This window comes from Bradyrhizobium sp. SMVTL-02 (assembly GCF_051853005.1).
Lineage (GTDB): Bacteria > Pseudomonadota > Alphaproteobacteria > Rhizobiales > Xanthobacteraceae > Bradyrhizobium.
This window is the reverse complement of record NZ_CP182469.1, coordinates 39357-65150: the sequence shown is the minus strand read 5'-3', so window position 1 is coordinate 65150 and position 25794 is coordinate 39357. Positions and strand designations below refer to the sequence as shown.

At 65.4% G+C, this 25794-nt stretch carries 21 protein-coding genes and 1 pseudogene; 8 read left to right on the top strand and 14 right to left on the bottom strand.

All coding sequences use genetic code 11. From position 1 onward, the window contains the following. Positions 1–48 precede the first annotated feature (48 nt). Positions 49–930, top strand: coding sequence for a bifunctional DNA-formamidopyrimidine glycosylase/DNA-(apurinic or apyrimidinic site) lyase (gene mutM / locus ACNJYB_RS00285; protein ID WP_439372162.1), 882 nt, complete (start codon positions 49–51; stop codon positions 928–930). A gap of 173 nt (positions 931–1103) precedes the next feature. On the opposite strand, the gene ACNJYB_RS00280 is transcribed toward mutM, so the two are convergent. Further along, the gene (locus tag ACNJYB_RS00280; protein WP_439372161.1) at positions 1104–1847 is read right to left on the bottom strand and encodes a nucleotide-binding protein; all 744 of its coding nucleotides are present in this window, start codon (positions 1845–1847) and stop codon (positions 1104–1106) included. A gap of 241 nt (positions 1848–2088) precedes the next feature. Here ACNJYB_RS00280 and ggt point away from each other — a divergent pair, with 241 nt between their 5' ends. Further along, positions 2089–3768 carry a gamma-glutamyltransferase gene (gene ggt / locus ACNJYB_RS00275; protein WP_439375765.1) on the top strand — a complete coding sequence of 560 codons (1680 nt, stop codon included), beginning with the start codon at positions 2089–2091 and terminating at the stop codon, positions 3766–3768. Positions 3769–3771: 3 nt separating this feature from the next. Here ggt and ACNJYB_RS00270 read toward each other — a convergent pair whose 3' ends face one another. Beyond that, positions 3772–5133, bottom strand: a complete 1362-nt coding sequence (locus ACNJYB_RS00270) for a serine protease (RefSeq protein ID WP_439372160.1) — start codon at positions 5131–5133, stop codon at positions 3772–3774. Between the two features lie 269 nt (positions 5134–5402). Between ACNJYB_RS00270 and ACNJYB_RS00265 the strand changes: the two genes are divergently transcribed. Beyond that, entirely contained in the window at positions 5403–6206 is an 804-nt protein-coding gene (locus ACNJYB_RS00265; RefSeq protein ID WP_439372159.1) for a HesA/MoeB/ThiF family protein, read from the top strand. Positions 6207–6217: 11 nt separating this feature from the next. Here the strand turns inward: ACNJYB_RS00265 and ACNJYB_RS00260 are convergent, their stop codons facing one another. Further along, entirely contained in the window at positions 6218–7219 is a 1002-nt protein-coding gene (locus ACNJYB_RS00260) for a 2-hydroxyacid dehydrogenase (RefSeq protein ID WP_439372157.1), read from the bottom strand. Between the two features lie 329 nt (positions 7220–7548). Here ACNJYB_RS00260 and ACNJYB_RS00255 point away from each other — a divergent pair, with 329 nt between their 5' ends. Next, positions 7549–8079, top strand: a complete 531-nt coding sequence (locus ACNJYB_RS00255) for an SH3 domain-containing protein (protein WP_439372156.1) — start codon at positions 7549–7551, stop codon at positions 8077–8079. Between the two features lie 65 nt (positions 8080–8144). Here ACNJYB_RS00255 and irrA read toward each other — a convergent pair whose 3' ends face one another. After that, positions 8145–8636 (bottom strand): iron response transcriptional regulator IrrA, encoded by a 492-nt coding sequence (irrA, locus tag ACNJYB_RS00250; protein ID WP_439372155.1) that lies wholly within the window; start codon positions 8634–8636, stop codon positions 8145–8147. Between the two features lie 351 nt (positions 8637–8987). Here irrA and fabA point away from each other — a divergent pair, with 351 nt between their 5' ends. The 3 genes from fabA (at position 8988) to fabI (ending at position 11693) form a co-directional block, all read left to right on the top strand. Next, positions 8988–9509 (top strand): bifunctional 3-hydroxydecanoyl-ACP dehydratase/trans-2-decenoyl-ACP isomerase, encoded by a 522-nt coding sequence (gene fabA, locus ACNJYB_RS00245; protein ID WP_080133780.1) that lies wholly within the window; start codon positions 8988–8990, stop codon positions 9507–9509. 40 nt (positions 9510–9549) lie between these two features. Next, positions 9550–10773 (top strand): beta-ketoacyl-ACP synthase I, encoded by a 1224-nt coding sequence (gene fabB, locus ACNJYB_RS00240; protein ID WP_439372153.1) that lies wholly within the window; start codon positions 9550–9552, stop codon positions 10771–10773. Positions 10774–10892: 119 nt separating this feature from the next. After that, the gene (fabI, locus tag ACNJYB_RS00235) at positions 10893–11693 is read left to right on the top strand and encodes an enoyl-ACP reductase FabI (RefSeq protein WP_439372152.1); all 801 of its coding nucleotides are present in this window, start codon (positions 10893–10895) and stop codon (positions 11691–11693) included. A 99-nt stretch (positions 11694–11792) separates the two neighbouring features. Here the strand turns inward: fabI and ACNJYB_RS00230 are convergent, their stop codons facing one another. The 3 genes from ACNJYB_RS00230 to ACNJYB_RS00220 are packed head-to-tail and all read right to left on the bottom strand — an operon-like array spanning position 11793 to position 13783. Then, the gene (locus ACNJYB_RS00230) at positions 11793–12389 is read right to left on the bottom strand and encodes a glutathione S-transferase family protein (protein WP_439372150.1); all 597 of its coding nucleotides are present in this window, start codon (positions 12387–12389) and stop codon (positions 11793–11795) included. Beyond that, the gene (locus ACNJYB_RS00225; protein WP_439372149.1) at positions 12386–12850 is read right to left on the bottom strand and encodes a GNAT family N-acetyltransferase; all 465 of its coding nucleotides are present in this window, start codon (positions 12848–12850) and stop codon (positions 12386–12388) included. Before ACNJYB_RS00225 ends, ACNJYB_RS00230 begins: the two co-directional genes overlap by 4 nt. A gap of 6 nt (positions 12851–12856) precedes the next feature. Then, entirely contained in the window at positions 12857–13783 is a 927-nt protein-coding gene (locus ACNJYB_RS00220) for a LysR substrate-binding domain-containing protein (protein ID WP_439372148.1), read from the bottom strand. A 114-nt stretch (positions 13784–13897) separates the two neighbouring features. Between ACNJYB_RS00220 and katG the strand changes: the two genes are divergently transcribed. Continuing rightward, complete coding sequence (gene katG / locus ACNJYB_RS00215) at positions 13898–16063, top strand: catalase/peroxidase HPI (RefSeq protein WP_439372146.1); 2166 nt, start codon at positions 13898–13900, stop codon at positions 16061–16063. 117 nt (positions 16064–16180) lie between these two features. On the opposite strand, the gene pnp is transcribed toward katG, so the two are convergent. From pnp to nusA, 7 genes and pseudogenes are all read right to left on the bottom strand, one after another. Then, on the bottom strand, positions 16181–18343 hold the full coding sequence (gene pnp / locus ACNJYB_RS00210; RefSeq protein ID WP_439372144.1) for a polyribonucleotide nucleotidyltransferase: 2163 nt from the start codon (positions 18341–18343) through the stop codon (positions 16181–16183). 374 nt (positions 18344–18717) lie between these two features. Then, positions 18718–18987, bottom strand: a complete 270-nt coding sequence (gene rpsO, locus ACNJYB_RS00205; RefSeq protein ID WP_008540131.1) for a 30S ribosomal protein S15 — start codon at positions 18985–18987, stop codon at positions 18718–18720. A 2-nt stretch (positions 18988–18989) separates the two neighbouring features. After that, positions 18990–20108: a tRNA pseudouridine(55) synthase TruB gene (gene truB, locus ACNJYB_RS00200; RefSeq protein WP_439372143.1), complete on the bottom strand. Its 1119-nt coding sequence runs from the start codon at positions 20106–20108 to the stop codon at positions 18990–18992. Then, the gene (gene rbfA / locus ACNJYB_RS00195; protein ID WP_439375764.1) at positions 20105–20548 is read right to left on the bottom strand and encodes a 30S ribosome-binding factor RbfA; all 444 of its coding nucleotides are present in this window, start codon (positions 20546–20548) and stop codon (positions 20105–20107) included. The genes truB and rbfA overlap by 4 nt, the downstream gene beginning before the upstream one ends. Positions 20549–20704: 156 nt before the next feature. Then, positions 20705–23406, bottom strand: a pseudogene (gene infB, locus ACNJYB_RS00190) (translation initiation factor IF-2). 70 nt (positions 23407–23476) lie between these two features. Beyond that, a complete protein-coding gene (locus tag ACNJYB_RS00185; RefSeq protein WP_439372142.1) occupies positions 23477–24160 on the bottom strand; it encodes an RNA-binding protein in 684 nt (227 codons plus the stop codon). A 23-nt stretch (positions 24161–24183) separates the two neighbouring features. Next, on the bottom strand, positions 24184–25794 hold the full coding sequence (gene nusA, locus ACNJYB_RS00180; RefSeq protein WP_439372141.1) for a transcription termination factor NusA: 1611 nt from the start codon (positions 25792–25794) through the stop codon (positions 24184–24186).

Sequence of the window (25794 nt, the reverse complement as noted above, 5' to 3'; positions counted from 1 at the left end):
CGCTGCAATGGCGCTATCACACCGCCCTGATAAGGTGAATGCCTGACCATGCCTGAATTGCCCGAAGTCGAGACCGTCCGCCGCGGCCTTCAGCCCGTCATGGAGGGTGCGAAAATCCTGGTCGCGGAGGCCCGCCGGCCGGACCTGCGCTTCCCCTTCCAGCCGGATTTCGTGGCCCGGCTCAAGGGGCAGGTCGTCACAGGGCTTGGCCGCCGTGCAAAATATCTCATGGCCGATCTCGCCTCCGGTGACGTGCTGCTGATGCATCTGGGCATGTCGGGCTCGTTCCGCGTCATCAAGCCGGACAACGAGGTTCAGCCTGGCGAGTTTCACTATCCGAAATCCAAGGATTCCGCGCACGACCACGTGCTGTTTCGGATGTCCTCCGGCGCCGACATCGTGTTCAACGACCCGCGCCGCTTCGGTTACATGAAAGTGATCGCGCGCAACGCGCTCGAAGAAGAGCCGCTGCTCCGCGGGCTCGGTCCCGAGCCGCTCGGCAACGAGTTCGACGCCGCGATGCTGGCGCGCTCGTGCGAAGGCAAGACCACCAGCCTGAAGGCGGCGCTGCTCGACCAGCGCGTCGTGGCCGGCCTCGGCAACATCTATGTTTGCGAGGCGCTGCACCGCTCGCATCTGTCGCCGCGGCGCATTGCCGCGACGCTGTCGACCAGGAAGGGCGAGCCGACCGATCATGCAAAGCGTCTGGTCGGCGCGATCCACACCGTGCTGAACGATGCGATCAAGGCCGGCGGCTCCAGCTTGCGCGACCACCGCCAGACCACTGGCGAGCTCGGCTATTTCCAGCACTCGTTCAAAGTCTATGACCGCGAAGGCGAGACATGTACGACGCCGCGCTGCGGCGGCACGGTCAAGCGCTTCACCCAGAACGGCCGTTCGACCTTCTGGTGCCCGAAATGTCAGAGGTGACCATCAGGCTTGCCGCCGACAGGCCGTGAGTTCCGGCGAAGGCGACGATCCCACCACGCGCGTCATTGCGAGCGCAGCGAAGCAATCCAGAATCCCTCCGTGGCGGAAGTGCTTGGTCGCTAGGGCCCTTCCGGATGGAGAAGGGCCGGCTGGCGTCGGAGCGATCGCCCCGCTCAGGACGCCAGCGTCGTGGTTTCGTCTACGCCCAGCTCACTGGCGATGTGCAGCATGCCGTCCGCAGCCGCGATGACCTGGTCGATCAGGAAATTGGTCGTGGCTTCGAGCTCGAGCCGGGTCTCGATCCAGCGCCAGAGGCCGCGGATCTCGACGGCCGACTTGCCGTTCGGCGCGAACTCGCTGACGGCGAGGCCGCTGGCGAGCGAGTCCTGGTGGTCGTTTCGCATCACGATCGGCGGACGCGCGAGCACATCAGCGAGATCGAGCGCCGCTTCTTCGGCGAGCGCGCCCGCCGCGTTGTCGTTGCGCTGGCCGCGGATCGGCGTCTGGTTCAGCACGAAGCTGTAGGGACGCTTCCAGGCGCGCGCGACGCTCAGCGTCGACGCGGTCGCCTCGATGTCGGCGACGCTCGGGCGGGCCGGAATCAGGCAGAGATCGGAATGGCGGATCGCGGCGGTGGTGGCGGCGGAAAGGCCGGCCGCGGTGTCTATGATCGCAAGCTGGAGGCCGCTGTCGGCCAGCATCTTCAGGCGCGGCGCGATATCGGCGGCCTGATAGATCGGCTCGACGACGAGATCGTCGGTGGTGCGGCGGCGCTGCCAATTGGAGAGGGTACCCTGCGGATCGGTCTCGATCAGGCGGACGGTAAAGCCGGCCTGCTTGGCTGCCAGCGCGAGCCCGATGGCAAGCGTGCTCTTTCCACTGCCGCCCTTTTGGGTGGCCAGTACGATCGTATGCATTGAAGTTCAATCCCTTGGCGCTTGGGTCTTAGGGGAAACGCCACGCGAACGTGCATCGCTTCTTGATGCTGAGCTCTTCTTGCTCAGGACGTGCCCTGCCCGATCCAAAGGGGACCGCGGATGTCCGAATCGACGGTAACGATGATGGCAGAATCGGGAATGCCAGCTAATCCGTACCAATACTGGACCCGTGGTTGCGCCTATGGTGTGCTCGACGCCTTGAATGGAAAGAGCAGGCGAGATGAGCGGCAACTGGCGTGACCGGACGGCGACGACGTTTGACTGCCAGAAGATGCCGGCGGTCTCGAGCCGCGGCATGGTGGTCAGCAATCATCCGCTTGCCTCCAGCGCCGGCGCCGAGATGCTGGCCGCCGGCGGCAACGCCATCGATGCCGCGATTGCAACCCTGTTCACTCTCACCGTGGTCGAGCCGATGATGGTCGGCATCATCGGCGGCGGCATGGCGCACATACGTCTGGCTGACGGCGGCCACCGCTTCATCGACGGCCAGAGCACGGTCCCATCGGCAGTGCGCGACACAACTTATACCCCCAAGCCGGGCTCCGCGCATGACGTGTTCGATACCGCCGGCAACGAGAACCTCAACGGCCCGAAGGCCGTCGCGGTGCCGGGCTCGCTGAAGGCCTGGTGCGAGACGCTGCAGAGATTCGGCACCATGAGCCTCGCCGACGTCATGCAGCCTGCCATCAAGCATGCGGCGCGCGGCTATGCGGCGACGCCCTATTTGCACGAATGCATCGGCGAGTGTGCCGCCGAGATGCGCAAGGACAAGCCGATCGCGGCGGTCTTTCTGCCTGATGGTGAGCCGTTGAAGGTCGGCGAGCGCGTGGTGCAGGCCGAATATGCCGAGACGCTGCGCTTCATCGCCGATCACGGCGAGACCGCGCTCCACGACGGGCCGCTCGGCGACATCCTCGCGGACTACATGGAGAAGACCGGCGGCTTCATCCGCCGCAACGATCTCACCGGTTACAAGACCGTCGAGCGCCAGCCGATCCGCGCCGACTATCGCGGCTGGACCATTTTGGGGCCGCCGCCGCCGGCGGCGTCCGGCGTGCATATCGCGCAGATGCTGAACATCCTGGAAGGCTACGACATCGAAACCCTCGGCTTCGGCACACCAGAGACGATCCACTATCTCGCCGAGGTCCTGAAGATCGCCTTTGCCGATCGCGCCGCGGCCAGCGGCGATCCTGACTATGTCGGCGTGCCCGTGGAGAAGCTGACGTCGAAGGCGTATGCCGAGGAACGCCGCCGTGCGATCGATCCCGCGCGGGCGCAGGCCTGGAGCGCCGGCGTCTCGCAGCTCGAAGGCGCGCACACCACGCATATGACGGCGGCAGACAGCTTCGGCAACGTGGTCGCGACCACGCAGACCATCAACAATCTGTCCGGCGCCAAGATCATGATCCCGGGTCTCGGCGCCATCGCCAACAATTACATGAACCTGTTCGATCCGCGTCCCGGACACGCGCTGTCGCTGGCGCCGGGCAAGCGGGTCACCACCTCGATGTCGCCGATGATGGCACTGCGCGATGGCAAGCTGCGCTATGCGCTGGGACTGCCCGGCGGCAAGCGCATCTTCCCGAGCGCGATGCAGGCGCTGGTCAATCTGATCGACCACGGCATGAGCCTGCAGGAGGCGGTCGAGGCGCCCAGGGTCTGGACGGAAGGCAACGCGCTCGAGGTCGAGCAGAAGGTGCCGGAGAGCGTGCGGGTGAAGCTGAAGGGCATGGGCCACAAGGTGCAGCCCGTCGCGACCGTCGCCGGCGGCATGAATGCCGTCGCGTTCGACGACGACGGCACCATGACCGGCGCCGCCTGCTGGCGCGCCGATGGCACGCCGGTCGGGATTTCGGGTGGCTTGGCGAAGGCCGGGGTCAGGTTCAGGCTGAGCTGATCGCTACTTCCGCACGCAGATCACGCGCACGACGGCGGCTTTCGCGTCCGTCGAACTGCCATTGGCGGTGATGCCATTTGCTTTCAGGAAATCGCGCACCGTTTCCGCCGAGACCATCACCGCCTGTGACGCCGGCACCGCTATCCCGGGGCCCGCGACCATCGCCGGCTTCAGCAGCGCGACCCCGGCGAACTTGCCGTCGCCATCGAGGGCAGGACCACCGGAGAATCCGACCGCCGGTGGCGGCGACAACCCGGAATCGCTTGAGGTGACCGGCGCCAGCGCGCCCTTGACGCTCGAGACGCCGGCCGCGCCGCCCTGGCTTTGTGGATCGGCGATGCCGATGACATCGACACTCGTCTTCGCTGCGCCACTGGCGAGACTGAGCGGCTTCAGGCCGCGCGCGCCGTAGATGTGCAGCAGCGCCAGATCGTGCTCCTTGTCCTCGGCGAGACGATCGGCGCTGCCGAAGCCTGCGATGGTGATCGCAAGGCAGCTGTCGGTGACGAGGCGGTCGGCCAGAATTGCGCCGTCATCGCTGACCACGATGCCGGTGCCGTATTCGACGTTCTTGCGCGGCGGCGGCCCGGCCATCGGGGTGGACGGAAATGCATTGAACGCGCTCGACATCGCGATCACGACCGGCTCGACCGTATTCTCCATGGCCTGGTCGTAGAGGATCGTCATGATGCGGACCTCGCCGCCCCTGAAGGTGCCGCGCACGTAAAACTTCTTCAGGCCCTGCAAGCCCGACAGCACGAAAAAGTCGGGCTTCACCACGGTGTAGTCGACCTTGCGCCCCGCAGGCTCTTTCTTTTCCGCGTCCGCGAGCTTTGCGGTGGTCGGGTTTGCCTCCTTGCGACGGCTGAGCACCACCTGGACGGTTCCGGTCGGCGACGTCCATTTCGAGCCGTTGGCATCGCCCGCCTGCTGCGGCACCAGTTTCGAGGGGATGCCGAGCCGCGCGCCGCTGGTCGGTTCCACCACGATCTTCCAGCCGACACTGTCCTGCTTCCGCCGCGCGGTCTCGGCGAGCGCCGAACGCTCCTGCGGATTGAGCACGCCGGTCGGCTTGCCGCCCGTGGCCTTCTGGTATTCCTTGATCGCGTTGACCATGCGCTCGCTGACGTCGCCGGTGATGGCGCCGTTATATTGGCCGACCCAGGCGAGGTCGGACTGCAACGACAGGCGCTCGGCTTGCGCCATGGCATCGGCGGTCTCCGGCGCCGTTTGCAGTGCGGGCGGGCGGACGGGAACGGTCTGGACCGGTTTGGGCTTGGTGCCGGGGATCTGCGGCGCCGTCATCTGGGCGTGCGCGGCCGTGGCGGCCGCCAACATCAGTGTTGCCGCAAGCATCGATCTCATGACAAATCCAGCCAGCCCATTGAATGCAATGCCATTCAAGCACATCTCGTTGGTCGCGAACCATGTTGCGGCGGTTCAGGTGGCTGAGAGGCCAGAACTGAGGTCCTCATCCTGAGGCGCGGCCCGACGGCCGCCTCTCGAAGGATGGCCACAGGCGATATCGGCGCCTTCATGGTTCGACGGCGATGCGTAGCATCGTCCGGAGACGCGTTCCGCGCTCCTCACCATGAGGATCGAGAGCGAACGCGTGGTAAGAGAGGCGTAGGACGATGCTGAGCCCGGACGAACTCGAACGCTATGCCCGCCATATCGTGCTGCGCGATGTCGGTGGTCCCGGCCAGGCTGCGTTGAAAAAGGCCTCCGTGCTGGTGATCGGCGCCGGTGGGCTCGGTGCGCCCGCCCTGATGTATCTGGCCGCGGCCGGTGTCGGCACGCTCGGCGTGGTCGACGACGACGTGGTGTCGCTGTCCAACCTGCAGCGCCAGGTGATCCACACGACGCCCGATATCGGCCGGCACAAGGTCGAAAGCGCGGCGGAGCGCATCGCGGCGCTCAATCCGCATGTGCGCTTCGTCGGCCACGCCACCTGGCTGAACGCCGATAACGCGCTCAGCCTGATCGGCGATTACGACCTCGTGCTCGACGGCTCCGACAATTTCTCGACGCGCTATCTCGTCTCCGACGCCTGCTTCTTCGCGAAGCGGCCGCTGATCACCGCGGCGCTCGGCACCTTCGACGGCTCGCTCACCACCATCCGCGCGCATGAGACCAACGAAGCCGGGGAATTCAACCCGACCTATCGCTGCCTGTTTCCGGAGGCGCCGCCGCCGGGCACGATACCGGCCTGCGCCGAGGCCGGCGTCATGGGCGCGCTCGCGGGCGTGCTCGGCTCGATGATGGCGCTGGAGGCGATCCGCGAGATCGTCGGCTTCGGCGACGGCCTGGTTGGCCGCCTGCTGATGATCGATGCACGCGCGATGCGCTTCGAGACGCTGCGCTATTCTCGCGATCCCGCAAATCCGCTCAACGGCGATGGGCCTGTGTTCGAGGATCTCAGCGTCCACCGCGAGTAGCGCGCGGCACCCTACAGCATGCTCGGCAGCACGCGGTCCGGCGGCTTGTGCGCGTCGAGGAAGGTGCGGATGTTGATGATGACCTTCTCGCCCATCTCGACGCGGCCCTCGATCGTGGCCGAGCCCATATGCGGCAGCAGCGTCACCTTGCCCGCCTTGGCGAGCCGCACCAGTTTCGGGTTCACCGCAGGCTCGTGCTCGTAGACGTCGAGGCCGGCGCCGCCGATCTCGCCGCCTTCGATCAGCTTGACCAGCGTGTCCTCGTCGGTCACCTCGCCGCGCGCGGTGTTGACGATGTAGGCGTCCTTGCGGATCAGCTTCAGCCGCCGCGCCGAAAGCAGATGATAGGTCGCCGGCGTGTGTGGGCAGTTCACCGAGATGATGTCCATCCGTGCCAGCATCTGGTCGAGGCTTTCCCAATACGTCGCGCCGAGCTCCTCGGCGATCTTGGGGGCGACGGGACGGCGGTTGTGATAGTGGATCTGCAGGCCGAAGGCGCGGGCACGGCGCGCCACCGCCTGGCCGATGCGGCCCATGCCGACGATGCCGAGACGTTTTCCGCCGATGCGGTGGCCGAGCATCCAGGTCGGCGACCAGCCGGCCCAGGATTTTCCGTCCGTGAGGATCGAGGCGCCTTCGATCATCCGCCGCGGCACGGCCAGGATCAGCGCCATGGTCATGTCGGCGGTGTCTTCGGTCAGAACCTTTGGCGTGTTGGTGACGGTGATGCCACGGGCATGCGCGGCCTCGACATCGATATTGTCGACGCCGTTGCCGAAATTGGCGATCAGGCGGAGCTTGCAGTCGGCCTGGTTGACGATGTCGGCGGTGATGTGGTCGGTGACGGTCGGGACCAGCACGTCGGCGGTGCGCGCGGCTTCCGCGATCTGCTCAGGCGACATCGGCGTGTCGTCGAGATTGATCCGCGCGTCGAACAGCTCGCGCATCCGCGTCTCGATCGAATCCGGCAGCTTGCGCGTCACCACGACGAGGGGCTTTTTCTTCACCGACATGTCCTGCTCTCATGAGGCGCCGCACGCCGCCTCTGTCGCCAAAGGCCGGTCGTTCAGCCCTCATTAACCCGGTTGTTCGACACTGCCCGTGCCGTGTCGTCCCCGGCGTTTCCTTCAAGCTCTCCCGACATTTCCAGGCTGGAAAATCGGGGCAAACTGGTTGTTCAAGTGCCCGTCCTCTCTAGCAGAAGGCCGGGCCAAAACAAGAACCACGGGCCGGCTTGGTGGAACACCCGCGTGGGGCGGGTCAGGAACTGGCGCGGCAGGGTTTTTGGAATTTTGGGGTGAGGGGTCGGCGCGTGGCCGGGTCCTCGACAGGAGACGGGTTGATGGCGTTGGGGCGTTTTTGTTCGGTGATGGCGCTCGCTTGTACCTGGTTGAGCGCCTCGGTCGGCCCCTCGCATTCGGCGAAGGACAACACGCCGCAGACCGCCAGCGGCTTGCCGGTGCCGCGCTATGTCAGCCTCAAGTCGGACCACGTCAACGTCCGCGCCGGCCCGACCAAGGACAATGATGTGGCCTGGGTCTACACCCGCGCCGGGCTGCCGGTCGAAATCACTGCCGAGTTCGAGAACTGGCGCCGGGTGCGCGATTCCGAGGGCGCCGAGGGCTGGGTCTATCACTCGCTGCTGTCGGGCCGCCGCACTGCGGTCGTCACCATGAAGCACAAGGACGACCTCGCGCCGATCTACGACCGGGCTGATCCCGACAGCGCGGTCACGGCCCGGCTCCAGGCCGGCGTCGTCACCCAGGTGAGGAAGTGCGCTGCAAACTGGTGCCGCGTCACCGGTAACGGTTTTGACGGCTGGATCCAGCAGGAACGCCTCTGGGGCGTTTATTCGGACGAGCAGGTGAATTGACTTGTTGTCGTACCGGTCTCCGGTGCGCAATTGCGCACTGGCCGGGACGACCCTGCAGGTAAACCTCAGCGCTTCTTGCGCAGGCGCACGACCATGTCGATGCGGGAGATCTCGTACCCCTCGGGCACCTCCGGCATCTTGGACAGCGCCAGATGCGGATCCTCGATGTCGACCAGCTCGTGGCTGTTCTCGAGGTAATAGTGGTGGTGGGTGGTGACGTTGGTATCGAAATAGGTCTTGGTGCCGTCGACGCTGACCTGGCGGAGCAGGCCGGCGTCGGTGAGCTGGTTCAGCGTGTTGTAGACGGTCGCCAGCGACACCGGGACCTTGGCGAGCGTCGCTTCCTCGTACAGCATTTCAGCCGTGAGGTGCCGCGCACCCTTGCCGAATAGAAGCCAGCCGAGCGCCATCCGCTGGCGCGTCGGACGCAGCCCGGCAGACTGGAGCATTTCGTTGACGTCGTGCCAGGGGCAGCCGGTCAGTGCCGGCTGGCGGCCGGACAGAAGGGCCGCGGCATGGACCTCGTCGTCGTGATGGGGCGCGGTATTCTCGCTCATTTCCAGATTTCGGGCACGCGTGAACAATAACTCCCTGCAATATAAGAATAGAAAGATGCAGATGCAAGTTTCTCGCAACTAGAGAGCTTCTAATCAGCTCTGGAACCTGGCGAGGACACCGTCATTTTACCTTCATGAGACCGCTTTGCCACTGAAATCGCCTGTGTTAGAGAGCCCGCGGTTCCGCTTAGCCGATTTTGGCGCAACCGGGCATGGAGCCCGGTCCGCCGTCCATCCGGGGCTTGCGGGAGCTGCGCCTGACGACGGCAAGTGGCGTTGCTCTCCGACCGAGCCGGGGCCCATTTTCGCCAAAGAACGCCGCTCAACCGGTATTTGAACAGAGGCTCGTGCATGCTGAACAGGCGCAACGGTTACGAATACGAGGATTTGCTGGCATGCGCGCGCGGCGAGATGTTCGGCCCGGGCAATGCCCAGCTGCCGCTGCCGCCGATGCTGATGTTCGATCGCATCACGGAAATCAACGACAATGGTGGCGAGTTCGGCAAGGGGCTCGTGCGCGCCGAGCTCGACGTGAAGCCGGACCTCTGGTTCTTCGGCTGCCACTTCAAGAACGATCCGGTGATGCCCGGCTGCCTCGGCCTCGATGCGCTGTGGCAAATGGTCGGCTTTTATCTGGGCTGGATCGGCGGCGAAGGTCGCGGCCGTGCGCTTGGCCTCAACGAGTTGAAGTTCAGCGGCCAGGTGCTGCCCGAGGCCCGCAAGGTTGTGTACAACGTCGACATGAAGCGCGTGATGCGCTCAAAGCTCGTGCTCGGTATCGCCGACGGGTGGCTTTCGGTCGATGACCAGATTATCTATCGCGCCAAGGATCTGAAGGTCGGCCTGTTCAAGCAGGGCACGAGCCTGGGCTGAGGCGCATCACACGAAAGACAACGATTTAGGCGAGGCTGTCATGAGGCGGGTTGTGGTCACCGGAATGGGCATCGTTTCGTCCATCGGAAACAACACCCAGGAAGTGCTTGCGAGCCTTCACGAGGCGAGGTCGGGCATTTCGCGGGCTGAGAAATATGCCGAGCTCGGCTTCCGTTCGCAGGTGCAAGGTGAGCCGACGCTCGATCCGTCGACGGTGGTCGACCGCCGCGCCATGCGTTTCCTCGGTCAGGGCGCAGCGTGGAATCACGTCGCAATGGAGCAGGCGATCCAGCACTCCGGTCTGTCGCCCAACGAAGTCTCCAACATCCGCACCGGCATCATCATGGGCTCCGGCGGACCGTCAGCGCGCACCATCGTCGAATCCGCCGACATCACCCGCACCAAGGGGCCGAAGCGCGTCGGGCCGTTTGCGGTGCCGAAGGCGATGTCGTCTACGGCCTCCGCGACGCTCGCGACCTGGTTCAAGATCAAGGGCGTGAACTATTCGATCTCCTCGGCCTGCGCGACGTCGAACCACTGCGTCGGCAATGCCTATGAGACGATCCAGATCGGCAAGCAGGACGTCATTTTCGCCGGCGGCTGCGAGGAGCTGGACTGGTCGCTGTCGGTGCTGTTCGACGCCATGGGGGCAATGTCCTCGAAATACAACGACACGCCGGCAACCGCGTCGCGCCCCTACGACGTCAACCGCGACGGCTTCGTCATCGCCGGCGGCGCCGGCGTGCTGGTGCTGGAAGAGCTCGAGCATGCCAAGGCGCGCGGCGCGCGCATCTATGGCGAGATCGTCGGCTATGGCGCGACGTCGGACGGCCACGACATGGTCGCGCCGTCGGGCGAAGGTGCAGAGCGCTGCATGCGCATGGCGATGTCGACGGTGAAGACCAAGGTCGACTACATCAATCCGCACGCGACCTCGACGCCAGCCGGGGATCCGCCGGAGATCGAGGCGATCCGCAGGGTGTTCGGCGTCGGAGAGAAGTGCCCGCCGATCTCGGCGACCAAGGCGCTGACCGGCCATTCGCTGGGCGCGACCGGCGTGCAGGAGGCGATCTACTCGCTGCTGATGATGAACAACGGCTTCATCTGCGAGAGCGCGCACATCCAGGAGCTCGATCCCGTGTTTGCCGACATGCCGATCGTGCGCAAGCGCATCGACAACGTGAAGGTCGGCACCGTGCTGTCGAACTCGTTCGGCTTCGGCGGCACCAACGCCACGCTGGTGCTCAGCCGGCTGGATGTGTGAGCCCCACACCTCGGCTTCTCGGCCTGTAATCGCCGTCACTGGAATACTGAATCGCCCGCCCAGTGCGCGAGCGCGCACAAGGCGGGCGATGACGTCGGAATGATAGGAGCCGCAAGGCAATGGAAGGACTGATGAAAGGCAAGCGCGGTCTGATCATGGGCATCGCCAATGATCATTCGATCGCCTGGGGCATGGCGAAGACGCTGCATGCCCATGGCGCCGAGCTTGCCTTCACCTTCCAGGGCGAGGCCCTTGGCAAGCGCGTCAAGCCGCTGGCTGAATCGCTCGGTGTCGACTTGGTGCTGCCCTGCGACGTCGAGGACATCGCCAGCGTCGATGCCACATTCGCTGTGCTGCGCGAAAAATGGGGCAAGCTCGATTTCGTCATCCACGCCATCGGTTTTGCCGACAAGAACGAGCTGAAGGGCCGCTACGCCGACACCAGCCGCGAGAACTTTTCGCGTACCATGGTGATCTCCTGCTTCTCGTTCACGGAGGTCGCAAAACGTGCCGCCGAGCTGATGACCGACGGCGGCAGCATGATCACGCTGACGTTCGGCGCCTCCGAGCGCTCGATGCCGAACTACAATGTGATGGGCGTCGCCAAGGCGGCGCTGGAAGCCTCCGTGCGCTACCTCGCCTCCGATTTCGGGCCGCGCGGCATCCGCGTCAACGCGATCTCTGCGGGCCCCATCCGCACTCTCGCGGGCTCCGGCATCGGCGAGGCGCGCGCGATGTTCGCCTTCATGCAGAAGCACGCGCCGCTTCGCCGCGGCGTCACGCTCGACGAGCTCGGCGGCTCGGCCCTGTATCTGCTGTCCGACCTCTCCGGCGGAGTGACCGGCGAGATCCACTATGTCGATTCCGGCTACAACATCGTCCTGATGCCGCGGCCGGATGATCTGAAGGCCTCGGAGTAGGGCAAAGGCGCGTCCTTCGTGCGCCGTGCCCACCATCTCTCCGCGATCACAACGCCAGTGGTGGGCACGCTCAGCTTTGCCCACCATGCGAGATTTACCTTACCCCGCCGCGATCTTCTCCGCGCGCTGGAACGCCGGTCGCGCCATGCAGCGCGCGAGATAAGCATCGAACGCCGGCCGCGACGGCACCATCTTGAACAGGCGCACTGCGAAATTCAGGCCCGAGCCGACCGTGACGTCGGCGGCGGAAAACTCCTCGCCGAGAATCCACGGGCCGTTGGCGAGTGCGGCCTCCAGCACGTCGAACACCTGCGTCGCGCTGCCCCACGCCGCGGTCGAGGCCGCGATCTCGATCTTGGTGAAGATCTGGATGATGGCGGGCTCGATGCAACCGGGCGAGAAGAACAGCCATTGCAGATAGCGCGCGCGGCGCGGATCGGTCACGGCGGGCGCGAGCTTGGTCTCGGGATAGCGGTCGGCGATATAGGCGCAGATCGCCGCGGCTTCGCCGAGCGCGGCATCGCCATCGGTCAGCGCCGGCACCTTGCCCATCGGGTTGATCTTCAGATAGTCCGGCGCCTTCTGCGCGCCGGTCGAGATGTCGGTCAGCACGCGCTCATAGGGCAGGCCGCTCTCCTCCATCAGCCAGAGCGTCGTGAACGAGCGCGAGCGGGGCGACCAATAGAGCCTGATCATCGGGCGTTTCCCTTGTTCTTCCACCGATAATGTTTCATCATGAACCCGTTCGAAGGCTCGATCTCCTCCTTCTCGAACACAAAACCTTCGCGCTCGTACCAGCGCCAGGCCTTTTCGTTCTCGCGCACGCAGCGTAGATACATCTCGTCCGGCATTTGCGTGCGCGTGAAGGCGAGCAGCTTTCGCCCGAGCGATTGCCCCTGATAGGCGGGCCCGACGAACAGCATGTCGAGATAGAGCTTTGGCAGATGCAGCGCCAGCATTGCGACGATGGTGCCGTTGTCGTCGGCGACGAACAGGCTCCAGCCGTCCTCGATCTCGCGCCGAATGCGCGCGCGCAGGTTAGCCAGCAGGAATTCGCTGGCTTCACCGAGGCCGGTCGAAGCCCAGCTCTCCATCCAGACGCGACCGATCTCGTCATACTCGTCGCTGCGCGCGGGACGGATGATCGGATCTGACATCGACGTTCAACCCCGTTGGCTGCGCACGGTCTGCCGTGCGCGCACCTTGCCGGCCGACAGGCACACCACCTCGGAAATCTGCAGCAGCTGCCGCGCCAGCGGGCTGGTCTTGCGCCAGACCATGCCGATGGTGCGCGAGGGCTGCGGGTCGCGGAAGCGCGTCAGCGAGACCGAGGCCGATCGCGTCTCCACCGGCACGGCCATCTCCGGGATCAAGGTGACGCCGATGCCGGCGCTGACCATCTGCACCAGCGTCGACAGCGAGTTCGCATCGAGCATCTCGCGCGGCGGCGCCGACTGCATGTTGCAGAACGACAGCGCCTGATCGCGGAAGCAGTGACCCTCCTCGAGCAGCAGCAGGCGCATCTCCCGCATCATCTCCCGCGAGGGCGCTGGCGTCCCCTCATCGGCGCCCGGCCGCACCAGCAGGAATTTCTCCTCGAACAGGGCGACCTCGGTGAGCGAGGGCTCCGACACCGGCAGCGCCACGATGGCGGTGTCGAGCCGTCCCTCGACCAGCTCCTGGATCAGCCGCGGCGTCATGGTCTCGCGCACGCGGATGTCGAGCTCCGGATGCATGCGCGTGAGGTTCTTGGTGATCTTGGGCAGCAGATACGGCGCGATGGTCGGGATCATGCCGATGCGCAGGCGGCCGGCGAAGCGGTCCTGCGAGGCGCGAGCGAAATCGCCGAGCTCGTCGACCGAGCGCAGGATGTCGCGGACACGTTGCGCGAGCTCCTCGCCGAACCGGGTCAGCGCGACCTGCCGCGCGCTGCGCTCCAGCAGCAGGCCGCCGAGCGTCTCCTCCAGCTCCTTGATCTGCATCGACAGCGCCGGCTGCGAGATCGAGCAGGCCTCGGCCGCGCGGCCGAAATGGCCGTGGCGCGCCAGCGCGTCGAAATACCGGAGCTGGCGCAGCGTCAGATTGATCATAAGAAAATCCTATCGCAGCGATCATTAAAGTCAACTTCACCTGATAGAAGGCGCCGCCTAGAGTGGTTCTACCTGGTCAAAGGGCGCCGTCGGACGCCACCAGAGGAGGTAATCATGGACGACACTTCGAAGTGCCCGTTTTCGGGCGGAAAACCCACGCGCGTGAACCGCGACTGGTGGCCAACCCAGCTCAGCATCGAGATGCTGCACAAGAATTCCGACCTGTCCGACCCGATGGGCAAGGAGTTCGATTACGCCAAGGAGTTCAAGTCGCTCGACCTGAACGCGGTCATCAAGGACCTGACCGCCCTGATGACGGACTCGCAGGAATGGTGGCCGGCCGACTTCGGTCACTATGGCGGCCTGATGATCCGCATGGCCTGGCACAGCGCGGGCACCTACCGCATCACCGACGGCCGCGGCGGCGCCGGCGCCGGTCAGCAGCGCTTCGCGCCCCTGAACAGCTGGCCCGACAACGCCAACCTCGACAAGGCGCGCCGTCTGCTCTGGCCGATCAAGCAGAAGTACGGCCGCAAGATTTCCTGGGCCGATTTGATGGTGCTCGCCGGCAACGTCGCGCTGGAATCGATGGGCTTCAAGACCTTCGGTTTCGCCGGTGGCCGCGCCGACGTCTGGGAGCCGGAAGAGCTCTATTGGGGTCCGGAAGGCACCTGGCTCGGCGATGAACGCTACAGCGGCGAACGCCAGCTGGCCGAACCGCTCGGTGCCGTGCAGATGGGCCTCATCTACGTCAATCCGGAAGGCCCGAACGGCAAGCCGGATCCCGTCGCCGCGGCCAAGGACATCCGCGAGACGTTTGCCCGAATGGCGATGAATGACGAGGAGACGGTCGCGCTGATCGCCGGTGGCCACACCTTCGGCAAGACCCACGGCGCGGGCGATCCCTCGCTGGTCGGACCGGAGCCGGAAGCGGGTGCACTGGAGGATCAGGGCCTCGGCTGGAAGAGCAAGCACGCTTCGGGCCTCGCCGGCGATGCCATCACCAGCGGTATCGAGGTGACCTGGACGACGACCCCGACGAAGTGGAGCAACAACTTCTTCGAGAACCTGTTCAAGTACGAATGGGAGCTGACCAAGAGCCCGGGCGGCGCGAACCAGTGGACGGCCAAGGGCGCCGACGCGATCATCCCCGACGCCTTCGACAAGTCGAAGAAGCACCGGCCGACCATGCTGACGACGGACCTGTCGCTGCGCATGGACCCGGCCTATGAAAAGATCTCGCGCCGCTTCCTCGAAAACCCCGATCAGTTCGCGGACGCGTTCGCCCGCGCCTGGTTCAAGCTGACCCATCGCGACATGGGCCCGATCCAGCGTTATCTCGGCCCGCTGGTGCCGAAGGAGACGCTGATCTGGCAGGATCCGATTCCGGCCGTGGACCACGAACTGGTCGGCGAGCAGGATATCGCCGCGCTGAAGACCAAGATCCTGGCTTCGGGCCTCTCGGTGTCCGAGCTGGTCTCGACCGCCTGGGCGTCGGCCTCGACGTTCCGCGGCTCGGACAAGCGTGGCGGCGCCAATGGCGCCCGCATCCGCCTTGCCCCGCAGAAGGACTGGGAGGTGAACCAGCCGGCCCAGCTTTCCAAGGTGCTCGGCAAGCTCGAAGCGATCCAGAAGGACTTCAACGCGTCATCAGGCGCGAAGAAGGTCTCGCTTGCGGATCTGATCGTGCTCGGCGGTACCGCCGCGGTCGAGAAGGCCGCCAAGGATGCCGGCGTCGACGTCAAGGTCGGCTTCACGCCGGGCCGCATGGACGCTTCGCAGGAGCAGACCGACGCGGAGTCCTTCGCGCCGCTCGAGCCCCGGGCCGATGGCTTCCGCAACTATGTCGGCAAGAGGCATCAGTTCCTGCAGGAGGAAGAAGCCCTCGTCGATCGCGCGCAGCTGCTCAAGCTCACCGGCCCCGAGATGACGGTGCTGGTCGGCGGCCTGCGTGTACTGGGCGCCAATGCGAACGGCTCGAAGCACGGCGTCTTCACCACGAAGGTGGGAACGCTGAGCAACGACTTCTTCGTCAACCTGCTCGACATGAGCGCGCAGTGGACGCCGGTGGCCGACGGCACCTACGAGGCACGCGACCGCAAGACCAATGCGGTGAAGTGGACCGGCACCCGCGCCGATCTCATCTTCGGCGCGCACTCGCAGCTCCGCGCCTTCGCCGAGGTCTATGCGACCTCGGACTCCAAGGAGAAGTTCGTCAAGGACTTCGCCAAGGCCTGGACCAAGGTGATGAACCTCGACCGCTACGACATCGCGGCGTGAGGCCGGTTCACCTCTCCCATAGGGAGAGGTGAAGAGCAGCGCGCTGACCGATCGAAGCACAAACAAAAAGGGCGGCCTTTCGGCCGCCCTTCGTTTTTCTGCACTGTGTAGCGAGGCTTACTCGCCGGCCGCTTCGCGCGGGGCCTTCTCGCCCTCGGCGGCCTTGTCCTTGGCCTCGAGGTCCTCGCCGGTGGTCTGATCGACCACCTTCATCGACAGGCGGGTCTTGCCGCGGTCGTCGAAGCCGAGCAGCTTGACCTTCACCCTGTCGCCTTCCTTGACGACGTCGGAGGTCTTCTGCACTCGGTTGGCCGCGAGCTGGCTGATGTGGACGAGCCCGTCCTTGGAGCCGAAGAAGTTCACGAAGGCGCCGAACTCCATCACCTTGACGACGGTACCGTCATAGATCTGGCCGACTTCCGGCTCGGACGCGATCGACTTGATCCACTTGATCGCAGCCTTCATCGCCTCGCCGTCTGAGGAGGCGACCTTCACGGTGCCGTCGTCCTCGATGTTGACCTTGGCGCCGGTCTTCTCGACGATCTCGCGGATCACCTTGCCGCCGGTGCCGATCACTTCGCGGATCTTGTCGGTCGGGATCTTGAAGGTCTCGATGCGCGGCGCGTATTCGCCGAGCTCGGCGCGGGCGTTGGTGAGCGCCTTGGCCATCTCGCCGAGGATGTGGATGCGGCCTTCCTTGGCCTGGCCGAGGGCGACCTTCATGATCTCCTCGGTAATGCCCTCGATCTTGATGTCCATCTGGAGCGAGGTGATGCCGTGCTCGGTACCGGCAACCTTGAAGTCCATGTCGCCGAGATGATCCTCGTCACCCAGGATGTCCGAGAGCACCGCGTAGCGCTTGTCTTCGAGGATCAGGCCCATCGCGATGCCCGCGGTCGGCCGCTTCATCGGCACGCCGGCGTCCATCAGCGCGAGCGAGGCGCCGCAGACCGAAGCCATCGACGAGGAGCCGTTGGATTCGGTGATCTCCGAGACCACGCGCACGGTGTAGGGGAATTCGTGATGCGGCGGCAGCACGGGATGGATCGCGCGCCAGGCCAGCTTGCCGTGGCCGATCTCGCGGCGCTTGGTGCCGCCCAGGCGACCGGTCTCGCCGACCGAGAAGGGCGGGAAGTTGTAGTGCAGCAGGAACGTTTCCTTGTACGTCCCCGACAGCGCGTCGATGTACTGCTCGTCCTCGCCGGTGCCGAGCGTGGTCACCACCATCGCCTGGGTCTCGCCGCGGGTGAACAGCGCCGAGCCGTGAGCGCGGGGCAGCACGCCGACTTCGGCGACGATGTTGCGCACGGTCTTGACGTCGCGGCCGTCGATGCGCTTGCCGGTATCCAGAATGTTCCAGCGAACGATCTTGGCTTCGAGCTCCTTGAACACCGCGGCGATGCGGAGCTTGTCGTATTTCGGCTCCTGCCCTTCGGGGAAATAGTGAGCGATCACCTTCTCCTTGACCTTGCCGACCGCGGCGTAGCGATCCTGCTTGACCGGAATGGCGTAGGCGGCGCGCAGCTCCTGCTCGACGAGGCCGAGCATCTCCTTCTCGAGCGCGGCGTTGTCGATCACGGTGACTTCGCGCGGCTCCTTGGCGGCCTTCTCGGCGAGCTCGATGATCGCGTTGATCACCGGCTGGAAGTGGCGGTGACCGAACATCACGGCGCCGAGCATGATGTCCTCGTTCAGCTCCTTGGCCTCCGATTCCACCATCAGCACGGCGTCGGCGGTGCCGGCGACGACCAGGTCGAGCTGGGTGTCGACCATCTCGTCGAGCGTCGGGTTGAGGATGAACTCGTCATTGGCGAAGCCGACGCGCGCGGCGCCGATCGGCCCCTTGAACGGCGCGCCGGAGAGCGTCAGCGCAGCCGACGATGCCACCAGCGCGACGATGTCGGGATCGTTCTCCATGTCGTGCGACAGCACGGTGGCGATCACCTGGGTCTCGTTGCGCCAGCCGTCGACGAACAGCGGGCGGATCGGACGGTCGATCAGGCGGGAGACCAGCGTCTCCTTCTCGGTCGGACGGCCCTCGCGCTTGAAATAGCCGCCGGGAATGCGGCCCGCAGCATAGGTCTTCTCCTGGTAGTCGACGGTCAGCGGCAGGAAGTCGACGCCTTCGCGCGGCGCCTTCGCCGCGACGACGGTGGCGAGCACCACGGTCTCGCCATAGGTGGCGATGACGGCGCCGTCGGCCTGGCGAGCGATCTTGCCGGTTTCGAGCTTGAGGGGGCGTCCGCCCCAGTCGATCTCGACTGAATGCTTAGTGAACATAGAGGTCTTCTTTCATGGGTTCTCGAAAGAAGGGACGCTTCGAAAAACAAAAACCATGCGCAAGATTGCGGGACGCTGATCGGAGCGGTTGATCAGCGTCCTGCGATCCTGCCATGGTTTTTGGATGTCGGATGGCGTCCATCCTTTCGGGTCATACGGGCGCCTTGCCCGTTGTGCCCAGCCGCCGGATTGCTGCTGGACTGTCAGTCGGCACGAACGCGAACACCAAACCGCGGTCTTCGGTCATGCCCCGGATGCGAGTGGTTGTTGGCCCGCATCCGACGCGCACGCAGCCTCGATCAAAAACCTTCAAATAAGCGCTTTCGTTCGAAACTACGCGCAAAAACGCGCGCCCGTGGCGCGCGCAGGAACCGTCAACGACGAATGTTGTGCTTCTCGAGCAGCGCCTTGTAGCGCGCCTCGTCCTTCTTCTTGAGGTAGTCGAGGAGCGAGCGGCGGGTCGAGACCAGCTTCAAGAGGCCGCGACGCGAATGATTGTCCTTCACGTGGGTCTTGAAATGGTTGGTGAGGTTGTTGATGCGTTCCGACAGGATCGCGACCTGAACCTCGGGCGAGCCGGTGTCGCCGGCCTTGGTGGCATTCGTCTTGATGACTTCCGCTTTGCGTTCTGCGGCAATCGACATCGTCAATTTCTCTCGTTGCGACCGGGGCTGGCAGTCAGGCCGGTCAGGTTGAACACACGCTTGGGGATGATTTCGCCATTGCCAAGTTCGGCAAGCGCCAAAAGACGGCCTGCCACCGTGACATAGACTGTGCCGCTACAAGTGGGCGCATCCCGTCCGCGCAACAAAACGGCTTGGCCCCGATGGAGCCTTGCCGCATCAGCCCGAGTGACGGCCAGTGCCGGGATGTCGTCCAGCGCGGTCTCAACGGGCAAAAGCGCGTCGGCGAGGCTGCCCTCGCCTGACGCGGCTCTATCGCACAAAGCCTCCAGCTGATCCAGCGGAATCATGTCGTTTTCGCCAAATGGGCCGACCAGGGTCCGCCTGAGCGCGCAGATATGGCCGTAACTGCCGAGAATCCGGCCCATATCGCGGGCCAGCGCCCGGACATAGGTGCCCTTGCCGCACTCGGCTTCGAACACGGCCCGGTCCTTATCTGGTTGATCTACAAGGGTTAAATGGTGAATCTCGACGGGGCGAGGGGCCAGCTCCACGACCTCGCCGTCGCGGGCGAGGTCATAGGCGCGCTCGCCCTGGACCTTGATCGCCGAATAGCGCGGCGGGATCTGCTCGATCACGCCGGTGAAGCGGGGCAGCAGCGCCAGGATGGCCTCCCGGGTCGGGCGCTGGTCGGAGGTCGCGGTCACCCGGCCCTCGATGTCGTCGGTGTCGCGCTCCTCGCCCCAGCACACGGTGAACTGGTAGCGCTTGCGGCCGTCCATCACAAAGGGAACCGTCTTGGTGGCCTCTCCGAGCGCGATCGGCAGGCCGCCGGAGGCGAGCGGGTCGAGCGTGCCGGCATGCCCCGCGCGCTTGGCGTTGAACAGGCGCTTCAGCACCGCAACCGCCTGCGTCGAGGTCATGCCGATCGGCTTGTCGAGCACGACCCAGCCATGGACGTCGCGGCGGTCGCGGCGGACCTGGCCGCCCTTCTGCTGCTTGGCGCGCGGATCGTTGTTGACGCGGCGCGGCTCCTGATGCGGCTGAGAATTGCCGCCCATCTCGGCAAAATCATTTTTTTGCACATCGCGCTGATCGGCGTCGTTGCCGTCGATCGTGCCGTGAGCCGGGTCCATCGTCATTGCTCTTCTTCCCGATCCGAAGCCGGATCCTGTTCCAAGTCCCGTTCGAGATCCTTCTGCACCGCAGGTGTTCGCAAAAGCTTCTCGATCCGTTCCGCTTCGTCGAATCGTTCGTCGACGCGGAAGCGAATGTCAGGTGCAAATTTCAGGTTAACGCGCCGCGCGACTTCACCGCGCAGGAATTTCTTGTTGCGCTCGAGCGCAGCGATGACGATCTCGGTGTCGCGGCCACCGAGCGGCATCACGTAGATTGTCGCGAGCTTCAGGTCGGGCGACATCCGTACCTCCGGCACGGTGATGATGTGGCCTTCCAGATCCGCATCATGCACGTTGCCTTGCGCCAGAATCTCGGCCATCGCATGGCGAACCTGCTCGCCGACGCGCAGCTGACGCTGCGAACCGCCGGGCGCGGAACTTTTCTTCTGGTGGTGGCGGGGCATGGTCTGGAAATCACCTCGTCGTGCCCGCGTTTGGGACACGAGCATTGTCATTTGTCCTGTTGAAACGAATGAGGCGTGGATGGCCGGAAAAATCCGGCCATCGCACTCCCGCAATTTCAGTTCAAAAAGATCCGAACGCTTCGGTAAGATTTGGACTTACAGGGAGCGCTGGATCGTCTCCACGCGATAACACTCGATGACATCGCCTGCGCGCATGTCGTGGTAGTTCTCGAAGGCCATGCCGCATTCCTGACCGGCCTGGACTTCCTTCACCTCGTCCTTGAAGCGCTTCAGCGTCGACAGCTTGCCTTCGTGCACGACGACGTTGTCGCGGATCAGGCGCACATTGGCGCCGCGTTCCACGGTGCCGTCGGTGACGCGGCAGCCGGCGACCTTGCCGACCTTGGAGATGTTGAAGATCTCCAGGATCTCGGCATTGCCCAGCATGGTTTCGCGCAAGGTCGGCGCGAGCAGGCCGCTCATCGCCTTCTTCACGTCGTCCACGAGGTCGTAGATGATGTTGTAGTAGCGGATCTCGATGCCGTTGCGCTTGGCGGCCGCAGCGGCCTCCTTGTTGGCGCGAACCGAGAAGCCGATGATTGCGGCGTTGAAACCTTCCGCGAGCGTCACGTCGGATTCCGAGATACCGCCGACGCCGGCATGCAGGATGCGGGCGGCGACTTCGTCGGTGCCGAGCTTCTCCAGCGAGCCGAGGATGGCTCCAGCGAGCCCTGCACGTCGGCCTTGACGATCAGCGGGAATTCCTTGCGGCCCGCCGTCTTCAATTGCGACATCATCTGCTCGAGCGATCCGCGCATGCCGGAGATCGAGGCAGCCGCGTTCTCGCGCTTCTGGTGCGCGCGGTAGCTGGTGATCTGGCGGGCGCGGGCTTCGTTCTCGACCACGGCGAGACGATCGCCGGCTTCCGGCGGACCGTTGAAGCCGAGCACCTCGACCGGCACCGAGGGACCGGCCTCCTGCACCGTCTCGCCCTGATCCGAGATCAGCGCGCGGACGCGGCCCATCTCGGCCCCGGCGACGATAATGTCGCCGACACGGAGCGTGCCGCGCTGGACCAGCACGGTGGCGACCGGACCGCGACCACGATCGAGCTTGGCTTCGATCACGGTGCCTTCGGCCGGACGCTCCGAATTGGTCTTCAGGTCGAGGATTTCGGCCTGCAGCGCGATCATCTCGAGCAGCTTGTCGAGATTGGTCTTGTTCTTGGCGGACACTTCGACGTCGACCACTTCGCCGCCGAAGGATTCCACCTGCACCTCGTGCTGGAGCAGCTCGGTACGGACGCGCTCGGGCTTGGCATCCGGCTTGTCGATCTTGTTGATGGCAACGATGATCGGCACCCGCGCCGCCTTGGCGTGGTTGATGGCTTCGATCGTCTGCGGCATCACGCCGTCATCGGCCGCGACCACCAGCACGACGATGTCGGTGACCTTGGCGCCGCGGGCGCGCATCGCGGTGAACGCGGCGTGGCCCGGCGTGTCGATGAAGGTGATCTTCTTGCCGCTCTCAGGCGACAGCACCTGATAGGCGCCGATATGCTGGGTGATGCCGCCGGCTTCGCCGGAGACCACGTTGGCATGGCGAAGCGCGTCGAGCAGCGAGGTCTTGCCGTGGTCGACGTGGCCCATCACGGTCACCACGGGCGAACGCGTCTCGGTGTCGGTGGAATCGTCGACCTGGTCGAACAGGCCCTCTTCGACGTCGGAGGCGGCAACGCGCTTGACGGTGTGACCGAGCTCTTCGGCGATCAGCTGCGCGGTGTCGGCGTCGATCACGTCGGTGATCTTGTGCATCGCGCCCTGCTTCATCAGCATGCGGATGACGTCGACCGCGCGCTCGGACATGCGGTTGGCGAGTTCCTGGATCGTGATCGCTTCCGGAATCGTCACCTCGCGGATCAGCTTTTCCTTCGGCTCGTTCGAGGCGTGGCCCTTCAGGCGCTGGGTGCGGCGACGGAACGAGGCGATCGAGCGCTCGCGCACGTCGTCGGCGTTGAGCGCGGTGACAACAGTCAGGCGGCCGCGCTCCTTCTGCGGGCCGGGCTTGTGGGTGGTCTTCGGGGCTGCCGCGGGACGCGCGGCGCCGCCGGGACCGCGACGGATCTGGCGCGGCGCCTCGTCCTCATCGGCTTCGGCGGCAACTGCGGGGCCGCGGCCGGCCGGTCCACCCGGACGCTGCGCGGTCGTGGTTGCAGGACGCGTGGTGGCGGTTCCCGGGCGGGCGGTCGTGGTTCCAGGCCGGGGCGCGGGCGCGCCGGGGCGCGGCGCGGGAGAGGCCGGCGCGGCGGTCGCGGGGCGTGCGGCGCCTGCCGGCTGCTCGCCTTCGCCGAAACGCTTCTTGGCCTCGGTTTCGGCCTTCCGCTTGGCTTCGTCCTCGTGACGGTGGCGCTCTTCCTCGGCCTTGCGGCGGGACTCGGCGGCCTCTCGCTCGGCGCGTTCGGCGGCCTCGCGGGCGGCGCGGCGCTGGGCCTCTTCCTCGGCCTGGCGGCGTTCCTCGACCTCGCGCAGCTTGGCATCGGCCAGCGCGCTCGCACGGGCCGAGCGCTCATCCTCGGTCAGGGTGCGCAGGACCACGCCGGAACCGGCGTTGCGCGGCGGGGGCGGCGCGGGGCGCGACGGAGCGGGCGCAGCCGGAGCCGGCTTTGCAGCAGCCTCGGGCGCGTGCGGCTCGGGGCCCTCACCAATGCGGCGCTTGCCGCGCTTCTCGACCACGACCTGCTTGCTGCGGCCATGGCTGAAGCTCTGGCGCACGGTACCCGTTTCGACGCGCGGCTTGAGCGATAGCGTCTTGCTCGGAACGCTCAGCTTCTTGTCGCCAGGGGTCTTGGTATCAACCATTCAGCAGTCCTAATCCTGATTTATCAGTGTTGTGCGTTGCCGCACCGTCAGATCGGTTCGTCGTTGTCTTTCAGAAATCCTGGCCGTGCTTTTCGGCAGTCTTGTCATCGTCCGCCATCCGGTATCGGACCAGCATCTGGCTACGTGACAGGAATGACCTGCTCGCCGGGCCCGCGAGCAGCGCAGCATGTATCACATTTGACCGGGTCAGTGCCAAATCCAATTCTAACGATTTCAGTGCGGTGACGACGGGAATCTGGGGCTTGCCGCCGCGATTTCCGGCATTTTGACGCGCCAGCATGTCCAATTTGCGGATTCCGTCCGCAGCCCCGTCGCTGGCGTGGATCAGGACCTCGGCCGTGCCTTCCCGCAGGGCGCTCTCGACCTTGCCGAAGCCGGCCACGACCTGGCCCGCCTTGGCGGCGATTCCAAGGGCTTCCGCCACGCTCCTGACGAGGAGCGCCTCGATGTCGGCGGGGAGCGTCTGGGGAACGCGCAGCTCGCGCTTGAAGGCCTTGCTAAATTGGTGACGCCGCACGGCTTCCGCAACCACCTCGCGGGAGGCGGTGACCCACATGCCGCGCCCGGGCAGCTTGCGCTTGAGATCGGGAACTATGTCGCCTTGCGGCGAGACGACGAAGCGGATCAGCTCGTCGATCGGCCGGACCTGCCGGCTGACCGCGCACATCCGCATGGTCGCGGACCTTTCGGTCCGCGGCCCATGATCGAGTTCGCTGTCAGTGCTGGCGAGCATCCGGGCGACATCCTCCGTCGCCCTTAAGCCGGCTGATCTTCGGTCGCTTCAGCCTCTTCGGCGGGCTTGGCGAGATCGGCCTCGGTGATCCAGCCGGCCTTGACGCGGGCCTGCATGATCATCGCCTCGGCATCGTCACGGGAGATCTCGATACCGTCGAGCGCACCCGGATATTTGGTCTGCTCGCCGCCTTCCTTGCGCTCGGTCCATCCGACCAGATCGTCGGTGGCGCAGCCGGCGAGGTCGTCGACGGTCTTGATGTCGTTCTCGCCGAACTTCACCAGCATCTTCGAGGTGACGCCGGGCACGTCCTTGAGGGCGTCCTCGACGCCGAGCTCCTTGCGCCTCGCCTCGAGCTCGGCTTCCTGCCGCTCGAGATATTCGCGGGCGCGGCTCTGGAGCTCCTGGGCGGTCTCCTCGTCGAAGCCCTCGATGCCGGCGAGCTCCTTGACGTCGACCATCGCGAGTTCCTCGACCGAGGTGAAGCCTTCGGACGCCAGCAGCTGGCCGACCACCTCGTCGACGTTGAGCGATTCCATGAAGACGCGGGTGGAGTTCTCGAAGTCGGCCTGGCGGCGCTCCGATTCCTCCTGCTCGGTCAGGATGTCGATGTCCCAGCCGGTGAGCTGCGAGGCCAGACGCACGTTCTGGCCGCGGCGGCCGATCGCCAGCGAGAGCTGGTTGTTGGTGTCGGGCACCACGACCTCGATGCGCTCGCGGTCTTCGTCGATGACGACCTTGGAGACTTCGGCCGGCGCCAAAGCGTTGACCACGAAGGTCGCGATGTCGGGCGACCACGGGATGATGTCGATCTTCTCGCCCTGCAGCTCGTTCACCACGGCCTGCACGCGCGAGCCGCGCATACCGACGCAGGCGCCGACCGGATCGACCGAGGAATCCCGGGAAATCACGCCGATTTTTGCGCGCGAGCCCGGATCGCGGGCCACCGCCTTGATCTCGACGATGCCGTCATAGATCTCAGGCACTTCCTGCGCGAACAGCTTCGCCATGAACTGCGGATGGGTGCGGGAGAGGAAGATCTGCGGGCCGCGCGTCTCGCGGCGGACGTCGAAGATGTAGGCGCGGACGCGGTCCCCGTTGCGGAACACTTCGCGCGGCAGCATCTCGTCGCGGCGGATGATGGCTTCACCGCGGCCGAGATCGACGATCACGCTGCCATATTCGACGCGCTTGACGACGCCGTTGACGATGTCGCCGATGCGGTCCTTGAATTCCTGGTACTGCCGGTCGCGCTCGGCCTCGCGCACCTTCTGCACGATGACCTGCTTGGCCGACTGCGCGGCGATGCGGCCGTATTCCAGCGGCGGCAGGGTGTCGGCGATGGTGTCGCCGACCTGGGCGCCGGGATTGGCACGCTGCGCGTCCACCAGCGAGATCTGGTTGGAATGATTCTCGACCTTGTCGACCACCAGCATGTGCCGCGACAGCCGCAGCTCGCCCTTCTTCGGGTCGATCTCGGCGTGAACGTCAGTCTCGCTGCCGTAACGGGCCCGCGCGGCCTTGGCGATGGCGTCCTCCATCGCCGCGATGACGATGCCGCGGTCGATCGATTTCTCGCGCGCGACGGCGTCCGCGATCTGGAGCAATTCGAGTCGATTGGCGCTGACTGCCAT

Excerpts from the sequence above, each read along its gene's own strand:
- mutM (WP_439372162.1), top strand. The coding sequence starts at position 49 with ATGCCTGAATTGCCCGAAGTCGAGACCGTCCGCCGCGGCCTTCAGCCC.
- ACNJYB_RS00280 (WP_439372161.1), bottom strand. The coding sequence starts at position 1,847 with ATGCATACGATCGTACTGGCCACCCAAAAGGGCGGCAGTGGAAAGAGC.
- ggt (WP_439375765.1), top strand. The coding sequence starts at position 2,089 with ATGAGCGGCAACTGGCGTGACCGGACGGCGACGACGTTTGACTGCCAG.
- ACNJYB_RS00270 (WP_439372160.1), bottom strand. The coding sequence starts at position 5,133 with ATGAGATCGATGCTTGCGGCAACACTGATGTTGGCGGCCGCCACGGCC.
- ACNJYB_RS00265 (WP_439372159.1), top strand. The coding sequence starts at position 5,403 with ATGCTGAGCCCGGACGAACTCGAACGCTATGCCCGCCATATCGTGCTG.
- ACNJYB_RS00260 (WP_439372157.1), bottom strand. The coding sequence starts at position 7,219 with ATGTCGGTGAAGAAAAAGCCCCTCGTCGTGGTGACGCGCAAGCTGCCG.
- ACNJYB_RS00255 (WP_439372156.1), top strand. The coding sequence starts at position 7,549 with ATGGCGTTGGGGCGTTTTTGTTCGGTGATGGCGCTCGCTTGTACCTGG.
- irrA (WP_439372155.1), bottom strand. The coding sequence starts at position 8,636 with ATGAGCGAGAATACCGCGCCCCATCACGACGACGAGGTCCATGCCGCG.
- fabA (WP_080133780.1), top strand. The coding sequence starts at position 8,988 with ATGCTGAACAGGCGCAACGGTTACGAATACGAGGATTTGCTGGCATGC.
- fabB (WP_439372153.1), top strand. The coding sequence starts at position 9,550 with ATGAGGCGGGTTGTGGTCACCGGAATGGGCATCGTTTCGTCCATCGGA.
- fabI (WP_439372152.1), top strand. The coding sequence starts at position 10,893 with ATGGAAGGACTGATGAAAGGCAAGCGCGGTCTGATCATGGGCATCGCC.
- ACNJYB_RS00230 (WP_439372150.1), bottom strand. The coding sequence starts at position 12,389 with ATGATCAGGCTCTATTGGTCGCCCCGCTCGCGCTCGTTCACGACGCTC.
- ACNJYB_RS00225 (WP_439372149.1), bottom strand. The coding sequence starts at position 12,850 with ATGTCAGATCCGATCATCCGTCCCGCGCGCAGCGACGAGTATGACGAG.
- ACNJYB_RS00220 (WP_439372148.1), bottom strand. The coding sequence starts at position 13,783 with ATGATCAATCTGACGCTGCGCCAGCTCCGGTATTTCGACGCGCTGGCG.
- katG (WP_439372146.1), top strand. The coding sequence starts at position 13,898 with ATGGACGACACTTCGAAGTGCCCGTTTTCGGGCGGAAAACCCACGCGC.
- pnp (WP_439372144.1), bottom strand. The coding sequence starts at position 18,343 with ATGTTCACTAAGCATTCAGTCGAGATCGACTGGGGCGGACGCCCCCTC.
- rpsO (WP_008540131.1), bottom strand. The coding sequence starts at position 18,987 with ATGTCGATTGCCGCAGAACGCAAAGCGGAAGTCATCAAGACGAATGCC.
- truB (WP_439372143.1), bottom strand. The coding sequence starts at position 20,108 with ATGACGATGGACCCGGCTCACGGCACGATCGACGGCAACGACGCCGAT.
- rbfA (WP_439375764.1), bottom strand. The coding sequence starts at position 20,548 with ATGCCCCGCCACCACCAGAAGAAAAGTTCCGCGCCCGGCGGTTCGCAG.
- ACNJYB_RS00185 (WP_439372142.1), bottom strand. The coding sequence starts at position 24,160 with ATGCTCGCCAGCACTGACAGCGAACTCGATCATGGGCCGCGGACCGAA.
- nusA (WP_439372141.1), bottom strand. The coding sequence starts at position 25,794 with ATGGCAGTCAGCGCCAATCGACTCGAATTGCTCCAGATCGCGGACGCC.